Source organism: Ruegeria sp. AB5 (assembly GCF_056542645.1).
On sequence record NZ_JBQGAE010000090.1, the window covers coordinates 1 to 520 of the forward strand.

The window sequence follows — 520 nt, forward strand, 5'->3', positions numbered from 1 at the left end:
AAGCGTTTCTTCCCAGCTTCGAAGAACTCCTTGGACCAGATTTGATACAGGCTCTGGGCTATACCCTCTCGGCGGCACAGCTCAGCAACGCTGCCTTCACCCTTGAGGCCGTCCAGAACGATCCTGATCTTCTCTTCCGCTAAACACTGCTTGCGCGTAGCACGACGGATATCCTTGACGACTTTCTCACCCTGGCTCTGCTTGGTTCCGGGTTTCTTTCTCTTCTCCTCTCCTTGGCGGCTACGATGAGCCAGAAATCCTCCTTTATCAAATCACCCCAAACTGTCCCATTGCCGTTGACGTCAGACAGTCGCCCATCATGAACTGCCAAAGCGGGGACTAGATGATCCTCACGGAAAGCCTTGAGCACTTTGAGTGTTCCGTCCCTATCCTGATCCATCAACACCGACTATCCGGCGATATCAGTCGCCAGCACTATCTGACGTCAGCGCTTATGGGTCCAACTAGGGCAATTTGATAAGAGAGTGTTCTTGGCTCATCGTAACCACTGAGGAGTGGA

General features: G+C 52.7%; 1 protein-coding gene. It reads right to left on the reverse strand.

From position 1 onward, the window contains the following. A partial coding sequence (locus ACR0L4_RS23760) for a transposase (protein WP_480515688.1) occupies positions 1–170 on the reverse strand: 170 nt, incomplete at its 3' end. Positions 171–520 lie beyond the last annotated feature (350 nt).